This is a genomic window from Streptomyces beihaiensis (assembly GCF_026274175.1).
GTDB classification, from domain to species: Bacteria; Actinomycetota; Actinomycetes; order Streptomycetales; family Streptomycetaceae; genus Streptomyces; species Streptomyces beihaiensis.
Window position 1 is genome coordinate 1 of record NZ_JAPHNL010000021.1, and the last position, 19,857, is coordinate 19,857.

The window sequence follows — 19,857 nt, forward strand, 5'->3', positions numbered from 1 at the left end:
TGGCCGACGCGCAGGCGGGCCGCGCGCTCGACCGTGCCGTGGCGCGGGGCGGCGCCGTCGCCCACCACAGGCCCGACGGCGCAGCGGCGCTGAGCCCGGCGCCGCTCCTGGACCACCCGGCGCTGGTCGAGACGGTGCGCACCTGGTTGTCGGTGCACGGCAACTGGGAGGGCACGGCGTCGGCGCTCGGCGTGCACCGCAACACCGTGCGCCAGCGCATCGCCCGCTGTGCCGCGCTGCTCGACGCCGACCTGGACGACCCCGACGTACGCATGGAGTTGTGGTTCGCGCTGCGCGACCTGGTGTGAGGCCGGTCCCACGTGCCGGTACGGATCAACGGCGGTGCCCGGCCCCCGGCACAATGGACCCATGCCGATACCCGGGATTCCCAGCGATACACCGACCCGCGCCGCACTGATCGACCACCTCGTGCGCACCCGCATCGCCGGTGACGTAGCCACCCCTCGCGAGAACAACCTCTCCCACTACCGGAAGCTCTCCAACGGCGACCGGCACTTCTGGCTGGGCCTGGAACTCGGCGACCGCTGGACCGACGAGCAGGACGTCCTCGCGGTGATGGCCGAGCGGTGCGGCGTCGTGGACGACCCGGCGCACCGGTTCGGGCAGGACACGATCGACCCCGAGCTGACCGTGGACGCCCTCGACCGGATGGCGGCCCGGCTGTGCAAGGCGGCCGCGGGCAAGCAGCGGGTGCTGTTCGCCACGGGGCACCCGGGCGGGCTGCTCGACGTCCACCGCGCGACGGCGGCGGCGCTGCGGGCCGCGGGGTGCGAGATCGTCGTGATCCCGGAGGGCCTCTCGACCTCGGAGGGCATGGTCTTCCAGTTCGCGGACGTGGCGATGCTGGAGCGCGGCGCGACGCTGTGGCACACGCACTCGCCCGCCCCGATGGCGGCGATCCTGGACGGCCTGGAGCGTACGGGCCGCCCGCTGCCCGACCTGGTGGTCGCGGACCACGGGTGGGCGGGCTGCGCGGCCCAGCGCGGGATCGACTCCGTCGGTTACGCGGACTGCAACGACCCCGCGCTCTTCGTCGGCGAGGCGGAGGGAACCATGCAGGTCACCGTCCCGCTCGACGACCACGTGACGAGCCCGCGCCACTACGACCCGATGACGGCGTACTTGCTGGACGCGGCGGGGCTGTCGGGTTAGGCGGGTGCGGGTGCGCTGTGGTCGCTCGCGCCCCTGAGCCATGCGGCTGCGCCGCGCCTCATGAGAGGGCGCCCGCGGTGCGCATCTCAGGGGCCCGGGGAACTGCGCGGGCAACGCGGGGAACCACGCGAGCAACCCCGACGCACCCGCACCCACACCCGCACCCACACCCGCACCCGCAGCCGCACCGGGCGAGGCGCTCTCCTGCGGCGCCTAGGCGCGAGGAACCCGCACCACGCCCTCCTGGATCACACTGATCGCGAGCCGTCCGTCGCGCGTGTAGATGCGGGCCTGCCCGAGCCCACGCCCGCCCCCGGCCGACGGTGACTCCTGGTCGTACAGCAGCCACTCGTCCGCGCGGAACGGCCGGTGGAACCACATGGCGTGGTCGAGTGAGGCACCGACCACGTCGCCGACGGCCCAGCCGCCGCGCCCGTGGGCGAGCAGCACCGAGTCGAGCAGCGTCATGTCGGAGACGTACGTGGCGAGGCAGACGTGCAGCAGCGGCTCGTCGATGGCGCCGTCGAGCTTGCCGTTGGTGCGGAACCAGACCTGCGAGCGCGGCGGCTGCGGCTCGCCGACGAACGCGAACGGCGGAGCGTCCACGTACCGCAGGTCGACCGCCTCGCGGGCCTCCAGAAGGCGCTGTACGACGCCTGGTTCGAGGACGGAGCCGGAGTAGCGGGGCAGCATCTCGGCCGCGGTCGGCAGCGTCTCCGGGTCCGGTGCGGCCGGCATCTCCGCCTGGTGCTCCAGCCCCTCCTCGTACGCCTGGAAGGACGCGGAGAGGTGGAAGATCGGCTGCCCGTGCTGGACGGCGACGACGCGGCGCGTGGTGAAGGAGCGGCCGTCGCGGATGCGGTCGACCGTGTAGACGATCGGCGCGCCCGGGTCGCCCGCGACGAGGAAGTACGCGTGCAGGGAGTGGGCGTGCCGGTCGGCGGGGACGGTGCGGCCGGCCGCGACGAGCGCCTGGGCTGCCACCTGTCCGCCGAAGACCCGGGGGACGACGGAGGACTGGGAGCGGCCGCGGAAGATGTCCTGCTCGATCCGCTCGAGGTCGAGCAGATCGAGCAGGGAATCAAGTGCCTGATGCATGGGATCAGTTGTACGTCATCGCTGGAAACGTCATCAGTGGAAGCCTCATCGGTGGAAGCGACATCGGTGGAAGCGACATCGGCCGTGTGTCACAGGCCCATGTTCTTCGCGATGATCATCTTCATGACCTCGCTGGTGCCGCCGTAGATGCGGTTGACGCGGTTGTCGGCGTACAGGCGGGCGATGGGGTACTCGTTCATGAACCCGTAGCCGCCGTGCAGCTGGAGGCAGCGGTCGATGACGCGGTGGGCGACCTCGGTGCAGAACAGCTTCGCGGAGGCGGCCTCGGCGGCGCTGAGCTCGCCGGCGTCGAGGGCCTCCAGGGCGCGGTCGGCGACGGCCTCGGCGGCGTCCACCTCGGCCTGGCAGGCGGCCAGCTCGAACTTGGTGTTCTGGAAGCTGGCGACCGGCTTGCCGAAGACCACACGCTCCTGCACGTACTGCTTGGCGAACCGGACGGCGGCCTTGGCCTGCGCGTACGCGCCGAAGGCGATGCCCCAGCGCTCGGAGGGCAGGTTCTGGCCGAGGTAGTAGAAGCCCTTGTTCTCCTCGCCGAGCAGGTCCTCGGCGGGCACCTTGACGTCGACGAAGGCCAGCTCGGCGGTGTCGGAGGTGCGCAGGCCCAGCTTGTCGAGCTTGCGGCCGATGGAGTAGCCCTCGGACTTGGTGTCCACGGCGAAGAGCGAGATGCCGTGGCGGCGGTCGTCGGCGGTGGGCGCGGCGGTCCGGGCGCAGACGATGACACGGTCGGCGTGGACGCCGCCGGTGATGAACGTCTTGGAGCCGTTGAGGACGTAGTGCGTGCCGTCCTCGGAGAGCTTGGCGGTGGTCTTCATGCCGGCGAGGTCGGAGCCGGTGCCCGGCTCGGTCATCGCCAGGGCCCACATCTCCTCGCCGGAGACGAACTTGGGCAGGTAGCGCTTCTTCTGCTCGTCGGTCGCGAGCATCTTGATGTACGGCAGGGCGAGCAGCACGTGCACGCCGGAGCCGCCGAAGCTGACGCCCGCGCGGGCGGTCTCCTCGTACTGGATGGCCTCGAACTTGTGAGTGTCGAGCCCGGCGCCGCCGAACTCCTCCGGGACGTTGATGCCGAACAGGCCCAGGTCCGCCATCTTGGCGTAGAGCTCGCGCGGCACGATGCCCTGCTGGAACCACTCGTCGTAGTGGGGGACGACCTCGGCCTCGATGAAGGCGCGCAGGGTCTCCCGGAACGCCTCGTGGTCCTCGTCAAAAACAGTACGGCGCACGGAGAACTCTCCCTCTACGACTCTGGCGACTCTGGCGGCGACGACGGCTGTGACGGCCACGACGGCCACGACGCCTCGACTAAGCGCTTGCTCATCGATCAGGTTACCCGCGAGTCACGGAAACCGTCCAGAGACACACGTCACTCGGGAGAGCCGTCGGGCGACACCGGGGCGGCCGCCGCGGCGAAGGCGCCGCGCGCCAGCTTGTGCAGCATCCGCGCGGTCGCGCCCCGGCCGGGCAGCGAGCTGGTGCGACCGAGGTGCGGCGTGGAGTTGAGCAGGCCGAAGACCGCGTGCACGGCCATGCGCGCCTCCTGCTCGACCAGGCCGGGGTAGACCTCGCGCAGGGCCGCCACCCACAGCTCGACGTACTGGCGCTGCAACTGCCGCACCAGCTTGCGGTCGCTGTCGCGCAGCCGGTCGAGCTCGCGGTCGTGCAGCGTGATCAGGTCGCGGTCGTCGAGCGCGAAGTCGATGTGGCCCTCGATGAGCGAGTCGAGCAGCGCGCCGGGGTCGCCGTCCTCCTCGGCCACCCGCCGCTTGCCGCCGGTGAGCAGCTGGCCGCTGATGCCGACGAGCAGTTCGGCGAGCATCGCGTCCTTGCCCGCGAAGTGGCGGTACAGACCCGGTCCGCTGATGCCGACCGCGGCCCCTATCTCGTCCACCCCGACGCCGTGGAACCCGCGCTCGGCGAAGAGCCGCGCGGCCTCCTTGAGGATCTGTTCGCGGCGGGTGGGGGCGTCGGTTCTCGTGGCCATGAAAGCAATTCTAGACAGGGAGGTTAGCGAGCGTTAACCTGGAGGAGTTCGGTTAACGCTCATTAACATTTTCGACGACCCTGATGACTTCGATGACGTGGTGAGAGGACCGCAGGATGCAAGAGGCACCGGAGCTGACGAGCGCGGCGGACCCCGCGTCGGAGGCCTGGCGGGCCAATGAGGCGGCGCACCGGGCGCTCGGCGACGAACTGCGCGCCAAGCTCGCCGCCGCCCGGCTCGGCGGGGGCGAGCGGGCCAGGGCGCGGCACACCGCGCGCGGCAAGCTGCTGCCCCGCGAGCGCGTGGACACGCTGCTCGACCCGGGCTCCCCGTTCCTGGAGCTGGCGCCGCTGGCGGCGGACGGCATGTACGAGGGGCAGGCCCCGGCCGCGGGTGTGATCGCCGGGATCGGGCGGGTCAGCGGCCGCGAGTGCGTGATCGTCGCCAATGACGCCACGGTCAAGGGCGGCACGTACTACCCGATGACGGTCAAGAAGCACCTGCGCGCCCAGGAGGTGGCGCTGGAGAACCGTCTGCCGTGCCTCTATCTGGTCGACTCGGGTGGCGCGTTCCTGCCGATGCAGGACGAGGTCTTCCCCGACCGGGAGCACTTCGGGCGGATCTTCTACAACCAGGCCCGGATGTCCGGCGCGGGGATTCCGCAGATCGCGGCGGTGCTCGGCTCGTGCACGGCGGGCGGGGCGTATGTGCCCGCGATGAGCGACGAGGCCGTGATCGTGCGGAACCAGGGCACGATCTTCCTGGGTGGCCCGCCGCTGGTGAAGGCGGCCACGGGCGAGGTGGTGACGGCCGAGGAGCTGGGCGGCGGCGAGGTCCACTCGCGCGTGTCCGGCGTCACGGACCACCTGGCCGAGGACGACGCGCACGCGCTGCGGATCGTGCGGACGATCGTCTCCACGCTGCCGGAGCGCGGCCCGCTGCCGTGGGCGGCGCAAGCGGCCGTCGAACCGAAGGTCGACCCGGCGGGTCTCTACGGGGCGGTCCCGGTCGATTCCCGCACCCCTTACGACGTACGCGAGGTCATCGCACGGGTCGTCGACGGCTCGCGGTTCGCCGAGTTCAAGGCCGAGTTCGGGCAGACCCTGGTCACCGGCTTCGCGCACATCCACGGTCACCCGGTCGGCATCGTCGCCAACAACGGCATCCTGTTCTCCGAGTCCGCCCAGAAGGGCGCCCACTTCATCGAACTGTGCGACCAGCGCGGCATCCCGCTGCTCTTCCTGCAGAACATCTCGGGCTTCATGGTGGGCAGGGACTACGAGGCGGGCGGTATCGCCAAGCACGGCGCCAAGATGGTCACGGCCGTGGCGTGCACGCGCGTGCCCAAGCTGACCGTCGTCATCGGCGGCTCGTACGGCGCGGGCAACTACTCGATGTGCGGCCGCGCCTATTCGCCGCGATTCTTGTGGATGTGGCCCGGAGCCAAGATCTCCGTCATGGGCGGCGAGCAGGCCGCGTCGGTCCTCGCCACGGTCAAGCGCGACCAGCTGGAGGCACGCGGCGAGCAGTGGCCGGCCGAGGACGAGGAGGCGTTCAAGACGCCGATCCGCGCCCAGTACGAGACACAGGGCAGCGCCTACTACGCGACGGCCCGCCTCTGGGACGACGGAGTGATCGACCCGCTGGAGACCCGGCAGGTCCTGGGCCTGGCCCTGACCGCCTGCGCCAACGCACCGCTGCCGGAGAAGACGCCCGGCTTCGGCGTCTTCCGGATGTGAGGGGAGGGACGACATGACCACACCGACCACCACCACGACCACGACCACCACCACGACCACTGGGCCCGCGACGATGTTCGACACCGTCCTGGTCGCCAACCGCGGCGAGATCGCCGTCCGCGTCATCCGCACCCTGCGCTCGCTCGGCATCCGCTCGGTCGCGGTGTACAGCGACGCCGACGCGGACGCCCGGCATGTACGGGAGGCCGACGAGGCGGTGCGGATCGGACCGCCCCCGGCGTCCGAGAGCTATCTGTCGGTGGAGCGGCTGCTCGACGCGGCGGCACGGACGAACGCCCAGGCGGTCCACCCCGGCTACGGCTTCCTGGCGGAGAACGCGGAGTTCGCGCGCGCCTGCGAGGACGCCGGGCTGACGTTCATCGGTCCGCCCGCCGACGCCATCGCGCTCATGGGCGACAAGATCCGCGCCAAGGAGACGGTCCAGGCCGCCGGAGTCCCGGTGGTGCCCGGCGGCCGCGACCCGGAACTGGCCCGGGCGGCCCACGACTTGGGCGCGCCCGTGCTCATCAAGCCGTCGGCGGGCGGCGGCGGCAAGGGCATGCGCCTGGTCCGGGACCTGACGGCCCTGGAGGAGGAGATCGCGGCGGCGCGGCGCGAGGCACGGGCCTCGTTCGGCGACGACACCCTGCTCGTGGAGCGGTGGATCGACAGCCCCCGGCACATCGAGATCCAGGTCCTGGCCGACGGACACGGCAATGTCGTGCACCTGGGCGAGCGCGAGTGCTCGTTGCAGCGTCGCCACCAGAAGTTGATCGAGGAGGCCCCGAGCGTCCTGCTCGACGAGGACACGCGCGCGTCGATGGGCGCCGCGGCCGTGGAGGCGGCCCGCAGCTGCGGCTACCGGGGCGCGGGCACGGTCGAGTTCATCGTGCCGGGCGGCGACCCGTCCTCGTACCACTTCATGGAGATGAACACGCGCCTCCAGGTCGAGCATCCGGTGACGGAGCTGGTCACGGGCATCGACCTGGTCGAGTGGCAGCTGAGGGTGGCGGCGGGCGAGAGACTCCCGTTCACCCAGGCGGACATCACCTTGACCGGCCACGCGGTCGAGGCCCGCCTGTGCGCGGAGACGGTCTCCGTCAAGGAGGGCTCGCGCGGCTTCCTGCCCTCCGGTGGCACCGTCCTCGCCCTCCAAGAGCCGGACGGCGACGGCGTCCGCACCGACTCCGGGCTCACCGAGGGCACCGAGGTGTCGTCGCTGTACGACCCGATGCTCGCGAAGATCATCGCGTACGGCCCTGACCGGGCGACGGCCCTGCGCCGTCTGCGCGCCGCGCTCGCCCGCACGGTGACGCTCGGGGTTCCGACCAACGCCGGATTCCTGCGCCGCCTGCTCGCCCATCCAGCTGTGACGGCGGGTGAGTTGGACACCGGTCTGGTCGAGCGGGAGATGGACGGCCTGGTCGAGTCGGAGGTCCCGCCGGAGATCTACGCGGCGGCGGGCGCGCTGCGCCAGAAGGCCCTCGCCGCGCCCGCGTCCCCCGGCTGGGCGGACCCGTTCGCCCGTCCCGACGGCTGGCGGCTCGGCGGCGAGGCGGCCTGGACGGTGCACCCCGTGCGCGTGCCGGGCCACGATCCGGTCGAGGTCCGGGTCCGCGGCACCGAGATCCTGGTCGACGGCGCCCCGGTCGCCCCGGCCCGCCTCACCGCCGTGGCGGGCGAGTGGCTGGCCCGCGACGGCGACGCCTGGCACGTCCAGGACCACGACCCGGTGGCGGCAAGCCTCTCCGGCGCCGCCCACGCGGGCGCGGACGCCCTGACCGCCCCGATGCCGGGCACGGTGACCGTGGTGAAGGTGTCGGTCGGCGACCAGGTGACGGCGGGCCAGAGCCTGCTGGTCGTGGAGGCGATGAAGATGGAACACGTCATCGCCGCCCCCCATACGGGCGTGGTGACCCAGCTGGACGTCCAACCAGGCACGACGGTCTCGATGGACCAGGTGTTGGCGGTGGTGGACCCCTCCGAGGACGGGGTTGCGGAGGAGTCGCACGACGCCATCCCCACCAGCGGCGAGGAGGCGTCCCAACGATGACTTCACCCCGACCGATGACCTCCACGCTCCCGATGACCGTCCCCGCCAAAGACCTCCCGCCGAGGGTCCGCATCCATGAAGTGGGGGCGAGAGACGGCCTCCAGAACGAGAAGAACGTCCTGCCCGTCGGGTCGAAGGCCGAGTTCATCCACCGCCTGGCCGGAGCGGGCCTGACCACCATCGAGGCGACGAGTTTCGTCCGCCCCGAGTGGGTTCCCCAACTGGCCGACGCGGAGACCTTGTTCCCGCTGCTCCAGGATCTGGACGGCGTGCACCTGCCCGTGCTCGTGCCCAACAGCCGGGGCCTGGACCGGGCCCTGACCCTCGGTGTCACCCGCATCGCCGTGTTCGCCAGCGCCACCGAGTCCTTCGCGAAGGCCAACCTGAACCGGACGGTCGCCGACTCCCTGGCCATGTTCGCCCCGGTCGTGGCGCGGGCCAAGGAACACCGGGCGCACGTGCGGGGCTACCTCTCCATGTGTTTCGGCGACCCGTGGGAGGGCGCCGTCCCCGTCCACCAGGTCGTCTCCGTGGCCAAGGCCCTCATGGACATGGGCTGCGACGAGCTGAGCCTGGGTGACACGATCGGCGTGGCCACCCCCGGCCACGTACAGACGCTGCTCACCGCGCTCAACGAGGAAGGTGTGCCGACCGAGACGATCGGCGTGCACTTCCACGACACGTACGGGCAGGCGCTCGCCAACACCCTGGCGGCGCTGCAGCACGGCGTGACGACGGTGGACGCGTCGGCGGGCGGCCTCGGCGGCTGCCCGTACGCGAAGAGCGCCACCGGCAATCTCGCCACCGAAGACCTCGTCTGGATGCTCGAAGGACTCGGCATCGAGACCGGGGTCGACCTCGGCCGCCTCACCGACACCAGCAGGTGGATGGCCGAGCAGCTGGGCCGACCGAGCCCGTCTCGCACCGTTCGCGCGCTGACCGGCGCGGCGACCACCGACCAGGAGCCGTGAGATCCATGGACCACCACCTCTCCCCCGAGCACGAGGAACTGCGGCGCACTGTCGAGAAGTTCGCCCACGAGATCGTCGCGCCGAAGATCGGCGACTTCTACGAGCGGCACGAATTCCCGTACGAGATCGTGCGCGAGATGGGCCGCATGGGCCTGTTCGGGCTGCCGTTCCCCGAGGAGTACGGCGGCATGGGCGGCGACTACATGGCGCTCGGCATCGCCCTGGAGGAGCTGGCGCGCGTCGACTCGTCGGTGGCGATCACGCTGGAGGCCGGGGTCTCCCTCGGCGCGATGCCGATCCATCTGTTCGGCACCGAGGAGCAGAAGCGGCAGTGGCTGCCGAGGCTGTGCTCAGGCGAGATCCTGGGCGCCTTCGGCCTCACCGAACCGGAGGCCGGCTCCGACGCGGGCGGCACCCGTACGACCGCCGTGCGCGACGAGGCGACCGGCGAGTGGGTCATCAACGGCACGAAGTGCTTCATCACCAACTCCGGTACGGACATCACGGGTCTGGTGACGGTCACGGCGGTGACCGGGCGGACGGACGACGGCAAGCCGCTGATCTCGTCGATCATCGTGCCGTCCGGGACGCCGGGATTCACGGTCGCGGCGCCGTACTCGAAGGTGGGGTGGAACGCGTCGGACACGCGGGAACTGCACTTCGACGACGTACGGGTACCGGGCGCGAACCTGCTGGGCCAGGAAGGGCGGGGCTTCGCTCAGTTCCTGCGCATTCTCGACGAGGGCCGCATCGCGATCTCGGCGCTGGCGACCGGGCTCGCGCAGGGGTGCGTCGACGAGTCGGTCAAGTACGCCAAGGAGCGCAAGGCGTTCGGGCACCACATCGGTGAGTACCAGGCCGTGCAGTTCAAGATCGCCGACATGGAGATGAAGGCGCACACCGCGCGGCTGTCGTGGCGGGACGCGGCGTCGCGGCTCGTCGCCGGGGAGCCGTTCAAGAAGGAGGCGGCGCTGGCGAAGCTCTATTCGTCGACCGTCGCCGTGGACAACGCCCGTGAGGCCACGCAGATTCACGGCGGGTACGGGTTCATGAACGAGTACCCGGTCGCCCGGATGTGGCGGGACTCGAAGATCCTGGAGATCGGGGAGGGCACGAGCGAGGTGCAGCGGATGCTCATCGCCCGGGAGCTGGGGCTCACGTCTTAGGCGGATTTCCCGGTTCGGCCCTCGTGACGCACCCTGGCGCCGCGGGGGCCGATCTCTGTGTGCGCGTGCGGGTTTCGTGGCGGCGTGTCGCGCCCACACGGCGGAGCCGCACAGCGATGCGGCCCCGCGCGCCTTTCGCCGCGCTGCTCCCGCCCCTCGACCTCACCGGAACTTAGGTTAACCTACCCTTAGTTTCAGTGGCCCCCGCCGGGCCGCCGGTCCGGCACGCGCGAAAGCAGTCCGTCATGCCCCACGCCCGCCTGTCCCGCCCCTCCCGTCGCGGCGCCCTCGCCGCCGGCGGAGCACTCGGTCTCGGTGTCGCGCTCGCCGCGTGCGGCAGCGGCGCCGGGTCCCCCAGCAGCGGGGCGAGCAGCGCGGCGAAAGGCGAGCCCGGCCCCTGGTCCTTCAAGGACGACCGTGGCAGGACGGTGAAGCTGGACAAGACCCCGGCGAACATCGTCGCCTTCACCGGTGTCGCCGCCGCGCTCCACGACTACGGAGTCGGCGTCAAGGGCGTCTTCGGCCCGACCACGACCAAGGGCGGCAAGCCGGACGTGCAGGCGGGCGACATGGACGTCTCCAAGGTGACGGTCATCGGCAACGCGTGGGGCCAGTTCAACATCGAGAAGTACGCGGCCCTCGCCCCCGACGTGCTGATCACCACGATGTTCGACGCCAAGGGCACCCTCTGGTACGTCCCCGAGGAGTCCAGGGAAAAGATCGCGAAGCTCGCCCCGAGCGTCGGCATCTCCGTCTACGACCGCCAGCTGACCAAGCCGCTGGAGCGGATGTACGCGCTGGCCGCGTCGCTCGGCGCCGACCTGAAGGCCGACAAGGTCGTCAAGGCGAAGCAGCGCTTCGAGGCGGCCGCGGCCCGGCTGCGCAGGGCCGCCAAGGCCCACCCGGACATCAAGGTGCTGGTCGGCTCCGCGAGCCAGGACATCTTCTACGTCTCCGGCACCGACCTCTCCATCGACCTGGAGTACTTCAAGGCGCTCGGCGTGCGCTTCGTCGAGCCCTCCCAGGCCGCGAAGAAGGCGTCCGGCGGCTGGTTCGAGAACCTGAGCTGGGAGAACGTCAACAAGTACAAGGCCGACATCATCATGATGGACGACCGCGCCCAGGCGATACAGCCAGCCGACCTCAAGGGCGAGAAGCCGACCTGGGACAAGCTCCCCGCCGTGAAGGCCGGGCAGGTCATCGCCCGCTCCCCCGAACCGATCCTCTCCTACGACAAGTGCGCCCCGCTCCTGGAGAACCTCGCCAAGGCCATCGAGACAGCGAAGAAGGTGTCCTGACCGCATGACGACGACGCTCGAGTCGCCGACCTCGGCCCCTTTCCGGTTCTTCGATCTGCGAGTGGTCCGCACACGGCGGCTCGGGCCGTCGCTGCTGCGGGTCACCTTCACCGGCCCCGACCTCGCCGACCTCCACGGCGGCGGCCGCGACCAGTCCCTCTCCCTCTTCCTGCCGCGACCCGGCCAGGACGCTCCGGTGCTTCCGCCGATACGGCAGGGCGACGACGGCCGCGCCTGGCACGCCGCCTACCGGGCCCTGCCCGACGACGAGCGGGCCGTCATGCGCTCGTACACGCTCAGCGGACAGCGCCGCCGCCCCGCCGAGGAGGTCGACATCGACTTCGTGCTGCACGACGGCGACCCCGCCACCACAGGACCCGCCTGCCGCTGGGCCCGCAGCGCGCGCCTCGGCGACCGGGTCGTCGTGCTCGGCCCGGCGACCGCCGACAACACGGCGGTGCGCTGCCGCCCGCACCCCGACTTCGACCACATCGTCATGTGGGGAGACGAGACGGCGCTGCCCGCCGCGCTCGGCGTGCTGGCTTGGCTGCCCGCCTCCGTCAGCGCCCACGTGTGGCTGGAGGTGCCGCACCGCGACGACATCCAGCCGGTCATGACGGTCGCCGACGCCACCGTGACCTGGCTGGTGCGCGGCGAAGGCGCACCCTGCGCCCTGGCATCGGTGCGCGCCGCCCAGCTCCCGCCCGCCGCACGCCCGTACGCCTGGCTGGCGGGCGAGTCCGCGACGGTGAGGGAGCTGCGGCGCCACCTCGTACGCGAACGGGGTTACGACAAGCGGGCGGTGACGTTCGTCGGTTACTGGCGGCGCGGGCTGAGCGAGGACGCGCTGCGCGCCGCGTAGCCCTCGACGGAACCAGGGGCGGGGTCGCACGTGCGACTTAGGTTAGGCTAACCTAAGTCACGCGTCGCGGCCCCGCCCTTCGGCGTACGCGCCGCCGCCTTCTTCCGACCCACCCGGGAACCCCTCACCCTCACCCCGGAGGAACCGTTCATGCGCTCGCACCTGCTCAACCGCACGACCGCGGAGCTCTACCGCCGCTCCGTGACCGAGGGAGTCGAGCGGGTGGCGGACCAACTCGCCACCACGACAAGGCCGTTCACCGGCATCACACCCGACGCCCTGGCCCCCGCCGTCGACGCCGTCGACCTGGACCGGCCACTGGGCGACTCCGCCGCCGCCCTCGACGAGCTGGAGGAGGTCTACCTCCGCGACGCCGTCCACTTCCACCACCCCCGCTACCTCGCCCACCTCAACTGCCCGGTCGTCATCCCGGCCGTGCTCGGCGAGGCCGTCCTGTCCGCCGTCAACTCCTCGCTCGACACATGGGACCAGTCCGCGGGCGCCACCCTCATCGAGCGCAGGCTCATCGACTGGACCGCCCAGCGGATCGGCCTCGGCCCCGCCGCCGACGGCGTCTTCACCTCCGGCGGGTCCCAGTCCAACCTCCAGGCGCTGCTGCTCGCCCGCGAAGAGGCGAAGCACCGGGGCGACCTGACCGAACTGCGTGTCTTCGCCTCCGAGGCCGGCCACTTCAGCGTCCGGAAGTCCGCGTCGCTGCTCGGCCTCCCGCCCGACGCCGTCGTCGCCGTCCCCGTCGACCGCGAGAAGCGGCTCCAGACCCTCGCCCTCGCCGCCGAACTGGAGCGGTGCCACGCCGACGGCCTCGTCCCCATGGCCGTCGTCGCCACCGCGGGCACCACCGACTTCGGCTCCATCGACCCGCTGCCCGAGATCGCCGAGCTGTGCGACCGGCACGGGGCGTGGCTGCACGTGGACGCCGCGTACGGCTGCGGGCTGCTGGTCTCACGCAAGAACCGCGACCGGATCGACGGCATCGAGCGCGCCGACTCCGTCACCGTCGACTACCACAAGTCCTTCTTCCAGCCGGTCAGTTCGAGCGCGATCCTGGTCCGCGACGCCACGACCCTGCGGCACGCCACCTACCACGCCGACTACCTCAACCCGCGCCGCACCGTCGCCGAACGCGTCCCCAACCAGGTCGACAAGTCCCTCCAGACGACCCGCCGCTTCGACGCCCTCAAGCTGTGGCTGACGCTGCGCGTCATGGGCGCCGACGGCATCGGCGCCCTCTTCGACGAGGTCTGCGACCTGGCCCGCCAGGGCTGGCAACTGCTCGCCGCCGACCCGCGCTTCGACGTCGTCGTCGAGCCGCGGCTCTCCACGCTCGTCTACCGCTACATCCCGGCCACCGTCAGAGACCCAGCGGAGATCGACCGCGCCAACCTCTACGCCCGCAAGGCCCTGTTCGCCTCCGGTGACGCCGTCGTCGCGGGCACCAAGGTGGGCGGCCGCCACTACCTGAAGTTCACCCTCCTCAACCCCGAGACGACCCTCACCGACCTGTCGGCCGTCCTCGACCTCATCGCCGGCCACGCCGAGCAGTACCTGGGAGACACCCTTGACCGCGCCAGTTGATTTCATCGGTATCGGGCTCGGCCCCTTCAACCTCGGCCTCGCCTGTCTCACCGAGCCGATGGCCGAACTGAGCGGCGTCTTCCTGGAATCGAAGCCGGACTTCGAGTGGCACTCGGGAATGTTCCTCGACGGCGCCCACCTCCAGACCCCGTTCATGTCGGACCTCGTCACGCTCGCCGACCCGACCTCCCCCTACTCCTTCCTCAACTACCTCAAGGAATCAGGGCGGTTGTACTCGTTCTACATTCGCGAGAACTTCTACCCGCTGCGCGTCGAGTACAACGACTACTGCCGCTGGGCCGCGTCGAAACTCTCCTCGGTCCGCTTCGGCACGACCGTCACCGAGGTCCGTCACGAGGACGAGCTGTACGTGGTGGCGACCGCGTCCGGCGACACCTACCGCGCCCGCCACCTCGTCCTCGGCACGGGCACGGTGCCGTACCTCCCGGACGCCGTGCACGGCCTCGACGGCGAGCACCACCTGCACACCGCGCGATACCGGCACCGCAAGAGCGACCTCCAGGCCAAGGACTCCATCACGGTCGTCGGCAGCGGGCAGAGCGCCGCCGAGATCTACTACGAGCTGCTCTCCGAGATCGACACCCACGGCTACCGGCTCGACTGGGTCACCCGCTCCCCGCGCTTCTTCCCGCTCGAGTACACGAAACTGACCCTGGAGATGACCTCCCCCGACTACATCGACTACTTCCACGCCCTGCCGGAGGCGACCCGCCACCGCCTGGTCACGGAGCAGAAGGGCCTGTTCAAGGGCGTCAACTCGGACCTCATCGACTCCATCTTCGACCTGCTCTACCAGAAGAACGTCGAGAGCGCGGGGCGCCCGGTGCCCACCCGTCTGCTCACCAACTCAAGCCTGCGCAGCGCCCGCCACGAGGACGGTTCGTACGTGCTCGGCTTCCACCAGGACGAGCAGGGCAAGGACTTCGAGCTGCGCACCGAGGGCCTGGTCCTGGCCACCGGCTACCACTACCGGCCACCCGCGTTCCTCGGCCCGGTCCGCGAGCGCCTCCGCTTCGACGGCCACGGCCAGTTCGACGTCGCCCGCAACTACTCCGTCGACACGACGGGCCGCGGCGTCTTCCTCCAGAACGGCGGCGTGCACACCCACTCGATCACCAGCCCCGACCTCGGCATGGGCGCGTACCGCAACAGCTACATCATCCGCGAGCTGCTCGGCACCGAGTACTACCCCGTCGAGAAGACCATCGCGTTCCAGGAGTTCGCCGTATGACCACGTCAACCGTCGGCCCCATGGCCCTCCGTCCCCTCGACCCCGTCCGCGACGCCGAACTCGTGCACCGCTGGGTCACCGACCCCAAGGCCGCCTTCTGGCTGATGCGGGACGCGAAACCGGAGGACGTCGAGCGCGCGTACATGGCGATCGCCGCCGCCGAGCACCACGAGGCGTTCCTCGGCCTGCACGACGACGAGCCCGCCTTCCTCATGGAGCGCTACGACCCGGCGCACGTCGAACTCGTCGGCCTGTACGAGCCCCAGCCGGGTGACGTGGGCATGCACTTCCTCACCGCGCCGTCCGACGTGCGCATACCCGGCTTCACCCGCGCCGTGATCACGACCGTCATGGAGCACCTGTTCGCCGACCCGGCCGTGGCCCGGGTCGTCGTCGAACCGGACGTACGGAACACGGCGGTGCACGCCCTGAACGAGGCCGTCGGGTTCGTGCCCGAGCGCGAGATCGACAAGCCGGAGAAGCGGGCCCTGCTCAGCTTCTGCACACGCGCCCGGTTCGAGGCGGCCACGGGAAGGACCACCGCGGCATGAGCATCGCCGACACCACCGCCCACCTGACCCCAAAGCGCTGGGCCGAGGCCGGCCGGCTCCTGATCCGCAAGGCGCTCGCCGAGTTCAGCCACGAGCGGCTGCTCGCTCCGGAGCCGACCGGCGAGCGGCCCGACCGCTACGTCGTCCGCGGTGACGACGGCCTCACCCACTACCGGTTCACCGCGCGCCGCCTGCGCCTGGACCACTGGCAGGTGGAGGCGGCCTCCATCACACGGCACCGCGACGGCGTCGAACTCCCCCTCGACGCCCTGCAGTTCTTCATCGAGATGAAGGAGTCGCTCGGCCTGACGGACAAGATCCTCCCCGTCTATCTGGAGGAGATCTCCTCCACTGTCTCCGGCGCCTGCTTCAAGCTGGCGAAGCCGTACGTGTCCGCGCGCGAGCTCGCCGCCTCCGGCTCCTTCCAGGAGATCGAGACCGGCATGACCGAGGGCCACCCGTGCTTCGTCGCCAACAACGGCCGGCTCGGCTTCGGCGTCCACGAGTACCTCTCGTACGCGCCGGAGACCGCGAGTCCGGTCCGGCTGATCTGGCTGGCGGCGACCCGCGAGCGGGCCACGTTCACCGCCGGAGCCGGCCTGGACCACGAGTCGCTGCTCCGCGCCGAGCTGGGTGAGGCGACCCTGGAGCGGTTCGCGGCGACGCTGCGCGAGCAGGGGCTCGACCCGGACGACTACCTGCTCATCCCCGTCCACCCGTGGCAGTGGTCGAACAAGCTGTCCGTCACGTTCGCGGCGGAGGTCGCGCGGCGCGACCTGGTCCCTCTGGGCGAGGGGGACGACGCGTACCTGGCGCAGCAGTCGATCCGTACGTTCTTCAACTCCACCTCCCCGTCGAAGCATTACGTGAAGACGGCCCTGTCGGTCATCAACATGGGGTTCATGCGCGGGCTCTCGGCCGCGTACATGGAAGCGACCCCGGCCATCAACGACTGGCTGGCCCGGCTCGTCGAGAACGACCCGGTGCTGAAGGACACGGGTCTTACGATCATCCGCGAGCGCGCGGCCGTCGGCTACCGGCACCTGGAGTACGAGGCGGCCACCGACCGCCACTCGCCCTACCGCAAGATGCTCGCGGCACTGTGGCGCGAGTCGCCGGTGCCGTCGCTGGCGGACGGGGAGCGCCTGGCGACCATGGCGTCGCTGCTGCACGTGGACCGGGAGGGCCACTCGTTCGCGGGCGCGCTGATCGAGGGGTCGGGGCTCACGCCGAGTGAGTGGCTCACCTCGTACCTCAAGGCGTACCTGACCCCGCTCCTGCACAGCTTCTACGCCTACGACCTGGTGTTCATGCCGCACGGCGAGAACGTCATCCTGGTCCTGGACGAGCGGGGCGTGGTGCGACGGGCGGTCTTCAAGGACATCGCCGAGGAGATCGCCGTGATGGACCCGGACGCGGTGCTGCCGCCCGCCATGGAGCGGATCCGCGCGCAGGTGCCGGACGACATGAGGCTTCTGTCGCTCTTCACGGACGTCTTCGACTGCTTCTTCCGTTTCCTGTCGGCCAACCTGGTGGTGGACGGCGTACTGGAGGAGGAGACGTTCTGGGCGGCCGTCGCCGAGTGCGTACGCGACTACCAGGAGTCGACGCCGCACCTGGCCGAGAAGTTCGACCGGTTCGACATGTTCGCGCCGAGCTTCGCGCTGTCCTGCCTCAACCGGCTCCAGCTGCGCGACAACGAACAGATGGTGGATCTGGCGGACCCGTCGGGCGCCCTGCAGCTCGTGGGCGACCTGGAGAATCCGATCACCTCTACCCACCCAAAACACCCCTGATGCGACACACCGGACCGAGTTCCGCCACGACCTTGCCCGATATCGGGCAGAATAATTGCGGAACAGTCGACCGTCCCCCAGGATCTACCAAGTGCACGAGGAACTTGTCGATCACCTGACGCGCACCACGCCCCTGAACCGGGGCGAGGCGCTGCGGGTGATCCAGGACGTGCTCGCCTACTTCGACGAGACGACGGAGGACTACGTCCGGCGCCGCCACCGCGAGCTCCAGGGTCAGGGCCTGGTGAACGCGGCGATCTTCGAACAGATCACGGCAGACCTGCGGTACCGGACCGTGGCTCCTCCGGAGCTCACCCTGCGGCAACTGCGCCGCATCGTCTACGGCTGACCTAGCAGAGGGGATCCTCACCACTTATGTGCGGAATCGTCGGTTACATCGGCAAGCGCGACTGCACTCCGCTCCTCCTGGAGGGGCTGCAGCGCCTGGAGTACCGCGGATACGACTCCGCCGGCGTCGTGGTCACCAGCCCGAAGGCCGCCGGCCTGAAGATGGTCAAGGCCCAGGGCCGGGTGCGCGACCTGGAGGCCAAGGTCCCGGCCCGCTTCAAGGGCACCACCGGCATCGCCCACACCCGCTGGGCCACCCACGGCGCCCCGTCCGACGAGAACGCCCACCCGCACATGTCGCAGGACGGCAAGGTCGCCGTCGTCCACAACGGCATCATCGACAACGCCTCCGAGCTGCGCGCCAAGCTGGTCGCCGACGGCGTGGAGTTCCTCTCCGAGACGGACACCGAGGTCCTCACCCATCTGGTGGCCCGTTCCGAGCTCACCGAGTTGGAGGACAAGGTCCGCGACGCGCTGCGCGTCATCGAGGGCACGTACGGCATCGCCGTCATGCACGCCGACTTCCCGGACCGCATCGTGGTCGCGCGCAACGGCTCGCCGGTCGTCCTCGGCATCGGCGAGAAGGAGATGTACGTCGCCTCGGACATCGCCGCGCTGGTCGCCCACACCCGCCAGATCGTCACGCTCGACGACGGCGAGATGGCCACGATCAAGGCCGACGACTTCCGTACGTACACCACCGAGGGCACCCGCACGACGGCCTCGCCGACCACCGTGGAGTGGGAGGCGGCCTCGTACGACATGGGTGGCCACGACACGTACATGCACAAGGAGATCTGCGAGCAGGCCGACGCCGTGGACCGCGTCCTGCGCGGCCGCATCGACGACCGCTTCTCCACCGTGCACCTGGGCGGCCTGAACCTGGACGCCCGCGAGGCCCGCTCGGTGCGCCGGGTGAAGATCCTCGGCTGCGGCACCTCGTACCACGCGGGCCTGATCGGCGCCCAGATGATCGAGGAGCTGGCCCGCATCCCCGCGGACGCCGAACCGGCCTCCGAGTTCCGCTACCGCAACCCGGTCGTCGACCCCGACACGCTCTACATCGCGGTGTCGCAGTCCGGCGAGACGTACGACGTGCTGGCCGCGGTCCAGGAGCTCAAGCGCAAGGGCGCACGGGTCTTCGGCGTGGTGAACGTCGTCGGCTCCGCCATCGCCCGTGAGTCCGACGCCGGCGTCTACGTCCACGCGGGCCCCGAGGTCTGCGTCGTCTCGACGAAGTGCTTCACGAACACGACGGTCGCCTTCGCGCTGCTCGCCCTCCACCTCGGCCGCATCCGCGACCTGTCCGTGGCGGACGGCAAGCGCATCATCGAGGGCCTGCGCAAGCTGCCCGGCCAGATCGAGGAGATCCTCGCCCAGGAGGCGGAGATCAAGAAGATCGCCGAGGAGTACGCGGACGCCCGCTCGATGATGTTCATCGGCCGTGTCCGCGGCTACCCGGTGGCCCGCGAGGCGTCCTTGAAGCTCAAGGAGGTCTCCTACATCCACGCCGAGGCGTACCCGGCCTCCGAGCTCAAGCACGGCCCGCTCGCCCTGATCGAGCCCGCGCTGCCGACGGTGGCGATCGTCCCGGACGACGACCTGCTGGAGAAGAACCGCGCCGCGATGGAGGAGATCAAGGCCCGATCCGGCCGCATCCTCGCGGTGGCCCACCAGGAGCAGGACAAGGCCGACCGCACGATCGTCGTGCCGAAGAACGAGGACGAGCTCGACCCGATCCTGATGGGCATCCCGCTCCAACTCCTCGCCTACCACACGGCGTTGGCCCTGGGCCGGGACATCGACAAGCCGCGCAACCTGGCCAAGTCCGTGACGGTGGAGTAGGCCCGCCCCCTGCTCGCCGCCGAGGCGGAGGCTTCACACGCGCCTGCGGCCCGGCGGCCCTTCCTCCCGCGGTTGCCCGCGCCCCCGAGAGGGGCGCGGGCAAC

17 protein-coding genes are annotated in these 19,857 nt (G+C 70.6%); 14 read left to right on the top strand and 3 right to left on the bottom strand.

The window, feature by feature from the left end; genetic code table 11:
* Together OFY01_RS03285 and OFY01_RS03290 are read left to right on the top strand one after the other, a co-directional pair.
* A partial coding sequence (locus OFY01_RS03285; RefSeq protein ID WP_266596104.1) for a helix-turn-helix domain-containing protein occupies positions 1-308 on the top strand: 308 nt, incomplete at its 5' end.
* Positions 309-369: 61 nt separating this feature from the next.
* The gene (locus tag OFY01_RS03290) at positions 370-1,173 is read left to right on the top strand and encodes a phosphatase (RefSeq protein ID WP_266596106.1); all 804 of its coding nucleotides are present in this window, start codon (positions 370-372) and stop codon (positions 1,171-1,173) included.
* Positions 1,174-1,386: 213 nt separating this feature from the next.
* On the opposite strand, the gene OFY01_RS03295 is transcribed toward OFY01_RS03290, so the two are convergent.
* From OFY01_RS03295 to OFY01_RS03305, 3 genes are all read right to left on the bottom strand, one after another.
* Positions 1,387-2,271 carry an acyl-CoA thioesterase gene (locus OFY01_RS03295; protein WP_266596108.1) on the bottom strand — a complete coding sequence of 295 codons (885 nt, stop codon included), beginning with the start codon at positions 2,269-2,271 and terminating at the stop codon, positions 1,387-1,389.
* Between the two features lie 89 nt (positions 2,272-2,360).
* Positions 2,361-3,518: an acyl-CoA dehydrogenase family protein gene (locus OFY01_RS03300; RefSeq protein WP_266596110.1), complete on the bottom strand. Its 1,158-nt coding sequence runs from the start codon at positions 3,516-3,518 to the stop codon at positions 2,361-2,363.
* Between the two features lie 140 nt (positions 3,519-3,658).
* Complete coding sequence (locus OFY01_RS03305) at positions 3,659-4,276, bottom strand: SACE_7040 family transcriptional regulator (RefSeq protein ID WP_266596112.1); 618 nt, start codon at positions 4,274-4,276, stop codon at positions 3,659-3,661.
* Positions 4,277-4,392: 116 nt separating this feature from the next.
* Here OFY01_RS03305 and OFY01_RS03310 point away from each other — a divergent pair, with 116 nt between their 5' ends.
* The 12 genes from OFY01_RS03310 to glmS all read left to right on the top strand — a co-directional run bounded on the left by OFY01_RS03310 (position 4,393) and on the right by glmS (position 19,753).
* Positions 4,393-6,015: a carboxyl transferase domain-containing protein gene (locus OFY01_RS03310; protein WP_266596114.1), complete on the top strand. Its 1,623-nt coding sequence runs from the start codon at positions 4,393-4,395 to the stop codon at positions 6,013-6,015.
* Between the two features lie 73 nt (positions 6,016-6,088).
* The gene (locus tag OFY01_RS03315) at positions 6,089-8,068 is read left to right on the top strand and encodes an ATP-binding protein (protein WP_266596134.1); all 1,980 of its coding nucleotides are present in this window, start codon (positions 6,089-6,091) and stop codon (positions 8,066-8,068) included.
* A gap of 14 nt (positions 8,069-8,082) precedes the next feature.
* Positions 8,083-9,039 carry a hydroxymethylglutaryl-CoA lyase gene (locus tag OFY01_RS03320; protein WP_407700269.1) on the top strand — a complete coding sequence of 319 codons (957 nt, stop codon included), beginning with the start codon at positions 8,083-8,085 and terminating at the stop codon, positions 9,037-9,039.
* A gap of 5 nt (positions 9,040-9,044) precedes the next feature.
* The gene (locus OFY01_RS03325) at positions 9,045-10,205 is read left to right on the top strand and encodes an acyl-CoA dehydrogenase family protein (RefSeq protein ID WP_266596118.1); all 1,161 of its coding nucleotides are present in this window, start codon (positions 9,045-9,047) and stop codon (positions 10,203-10,205) included.
* Between the two features lie 245 nt (positions 10,206-10,450).
* The gene (locus tag OFY01_RS03330) at positions 10,451-11,503 is read left to right on the top strand and encodes an ABC transporter substrate-binding protein (protein WP_266596120.1); all 1,053 of its coding nucleotides are present in this window, start codon (positions 10,451-10,453) and stop codon (positions 11,501-11,503) included.
* A gap of 4 nt (positions 11,504-11,507) precedes the next feature.
* The gene (locus tag OFY01_RS03335; protein WP_266596122.1) at positions 11,508-12,365 is read left to right on the top strand and encodes a siderophore-interacting protein; all 858 of its coding nucleotides are present in this window, start codon (positions 11,508-11,510) and stop codon (positions 12,363-12,365) included.
* A 150-nt stretch (positions 12,366-12,515) separates the two neighbouring features.
* Entirely contained in the window at positions 12,516-13,961 is a 1,446-nt protein-coding gene (locus OFY01_RS03340) for a pyridoxal phosphate-dependent decarboxylase family protein (protein ID WP_266596124.1), read from the top strand.
* Positions 13,945-15,213, top strand: coding sequence for a lysine N(6)-hydroxylase/L-ornithine N(5)-oxygenase family protein (locus OFY01_RS03345; protein ID WP_266596125.1), 1,269 nt, complete (start codon positions 13,945-13,947; stop codon positions 15,211-15,213). Before OFY01_RS03340 ends, OFY01_RS03345 begins: the two co-directional genes overlap by 17 nt.
* Complete coding sequence (locus OFY01_RS03350; RefSeq protein ID WP_266596127.1) at positions 15,210-15,764, top strand: GNAT family N-acetyltransferase; 555 nt, start codon at positions 15,210-15,212, stop codon at positions 15,762-15,764. The genes OFY01_RS03345 and OFY01_RS03350 overlap by 4 nt, the downstream gene beginning before the upstream one ends.
* Positions 15,761-17,560: an IucA/IucC family protein gene (locus OFY01_RS03355; protein WP_266596129.1), complete on the top strand. Its 1,800-nt coding sequence runs from the start codon at positions 15,761-15,763 to the stop codon at positions 17,558-17,560. The genes OFY01_RS03350 and OFY01_RS03355 overlap by 4 nt, the downstream gene beginning before the upstream one ends.
* A 91-nt stretch (positions 17,561-17,651) precedes the next feature.
* Positions 17,652-17,909 carry a hypothetical protein gene (locus OFY01_RS03360; RefSeq protein ID WP_266596131.1) on the top strand — a complete coding sequence of 86 codons (258 nt, stop codon included), beginning with the start codon at positions 17,652-17,654 and terminating at the stop codon, positions 17,907-17,909.
* A 26-nt stretch (positions 17,910-17,935) separates the two neighbouring features.
* Complete coding sequence (gene glmS, locus OFY01_RS03365; protein WP_266596133.1) at positions 17,936-19,753, top strand: glutamine--fructose-6-phosphate transaminase (isomerizing); 1,818 nt, start codon at positions 17,936-17,938, stop codon at positions 19,751-19,753.
* The last annotated feature ends 104 nt before the right edge of the window (positions 19,754-19,857 follow it).